The organism is Devosia sp. (assembly GCF_041917035.1).
GTDB lineage: Bacteria > Pseudomonadota > Alphaproteobacteria > Rhizobiales > Devosiaceae > Devosia_A.
The window spans coordinates 1-2,001 of sequence record NZ_JAYRYM010000419.1 but is presented as its reverse complement, the minus strand read 5'-3'; the positions used below and the strand labels follow the sequence as shown (position 1 = coordinate 2,001).

General features: G+C 67.6%; 2 protein-coding genes. Both read right to left on the bottom strand.

Translation table 11 applies throughout. The annotated features are described in order from the left end of the window. Window positions 1-13: 13 nt before the first annotated feature. The gene (locus ACE3TU_RS21830) at window positions 14-1,339 is read right to left on the bottom strand and encodes a sugar ABC transporter substrate-binding protein (RefSeq protein ID WP_374627957.1); all 1,326 of its coding nucleotides are present in this window, start codon (window positions 1,337-1,339) and stop codon (window positions 14-16) included. 41 nt (window positions 1,340-1,380) lie between these two features. Further along, window positions 1,381-2,001 (bottom strand): CoA transferase (locus ACE3TU_RS21825; protein WP_374627956.1); only part of this gene is annotated, 621 nt, incomplete at its 5' end.

The following is a 2,001-nucleotide window of genomic DNA, read 5'->3' as shown; positions in this document are numbered from 1 at the left end:
TCGGTGGCGTCGACTACTTGATGTAGCCGGCGTCCTCCATGATCACCTTGGCCTTGGCGGCGGCATCGTCGAGCGCGGCCTGCGGGTCCATCTCGCCCAGGATACCCTTCTGCAGGTTCGGCCAGATGACGTTCGAGACTTCGATCCAGGGCTCGATCAGCGGCGGGGTGAAGGCGTCCTCGGCCATCGACTGGCTGTAGGTGTCGACGACATTGGCCTGGAAGGCGTTTCCGGCCGCTTCGAACTCGGCCTTGACGTCCTTCCACACCTGCGTGCGGGTCGGCAGCAGGCCGGTGCGGGCCTCGATCATCTGCCGGTCGTGGTCGGTGAGGAAGCTGATCAGCGAGGCCGCCGCCTCCTTGTTGTCGCAGGTCTCGGTGATCGAGAAGGTGTGGCTGCCCGACCAGCCCGAGCGCTTGCCGCCGTCGCCCTTGGGCGCGCGGATCACGCCGACATCGCCCGCGACCTTGGAGTTTGCCGGATCGTTGAAGTAGCCGGCCCAGCCGGCCCAGTCGAGATTGAGCGCCACCGTTCCGGAGCCGAAGCCCAGCCCGGTATCGTCCCACAGGTAGTTGAGCACGCCTGCCGGCACCGCCTTGGCGTCATAGAGCTCCTTGAACCACATCAGCGACTTCAGGCCGGCCGCCGAGTTGAAGGTCGGGTTCCAGTTCTCGTCGAACAGGGCGCCGCCATTGGCCACCAGCATCTCGTAGAAGCGGCCGGTGATCGCCTCGTCCTTGCCCACGTACTGGGTGCCGTAGAAGTCCGGCGCCTTGGCAAAGAAGATCGCCTGGTCCTTGAACTGGTCGAAGGTCTCGGGCGGGGCGAGGTCATAGCCGTACTTGGCCTTGAACGCGTCCTTGTTGGCCTGGTCCTCGTAGAGCGACTTCTTGTAGAACAGGTTCGACACGTCGGAGTGGCGCGGCAGCTGCACGAGGCGGCCGTTGACGGTCGAGTTCTGCAGCGCCAGCTGGTCGAACTCGGCCAGCACCTCCGGCTTCACCACACCGTTGAGGTCGATGTAGATGTTGCCGTATTGCGGGGCGAACGAGGTGTGGTTGGAGCCGATGCACCAGTCGAGCGTGCCGGCGGCGATGTCCTGCTTGATCTCGCGGTCGAGCTCGAAGTGGTTCTTGCGGCTCAGGATGTCCACCTTGGCGCCGGTCGCCGCTTCCCATTTCGGGATTTCGGCGTAGAGCGGCTCGTACTGGGCGCCGCCGATCAGCTTGACGCGCAGCGTGTAGCCGTCGAACTTGCCCCAGTCGTCCGCCGCCATCGACGTGCCGCCCACCGCGACGAGCGCGGTGCCCAGCACCAGGGCTGCGATAGTCTTCTTCATGGTCGTCCTCCCTTCAGGGCGCGAGGTTCGCGCCGTTGCAGTCAGTTCGCGGACATCCGCGTGGTTCGTTCATCGGGGTCGGGCACGAGGCCGAATTCCCGGATGATCCTGTCGCGGTCCGCGCCGAGGGCGGGGGCCGGTCTTGGATTGGTGAGGGCCGCGCCGTCGAGGCGCAGCGGGCCGCGCAGGGTGTCGAGCGAAACCCCGCCGCCGGCAATGTGCTGCACCATGCCGAGGCGGCGGAAGGCCTCGTCGGCAAACAGGCGCGGCCAGTCGAGCACCTCGGCGCACCAGATGTCGGCCGGCTGCAGCAGTGCGAGCCAGTGCGCCGTCGGCCGCGTCGCGACGGCATCGGCGATGACGCGCTTGATGGTGTCGCGGGCCCGCATGGCGGCGGACCGGTCGGCGTAGTAGGGCTCGAGCCCGGCAATGCCCATCAGGCTGGCGAGCCGCTCGAGTGAGGGCGTCATGGCGAGCGCCAGCCAGCCGTCCTCGCTGCGATAGACGCCGTAGGGCGCCCCGAGATAGGCGTGGGCGCCGTTGACCTCGGGCCGCAGCGGCGGGCGCCGGCCGTCGTTGAGGTGGGTGGTCAGCACCTCGAATTGGAAGTCGAGCAGCGCCTCGAGCAGGGAGGTCTGCACCAGGGCGCCGCGGCCGGTGCG

Coding starts and splice junctions, on each gene's coding strand:
- ACE3TU_RS21830 (WP_374627957.1), bottom strand. CDS start 1,339: ATGAAGAAGACTATCGCAGCCCTGGTGCTGGGCACCGCGCTCGTCGCG.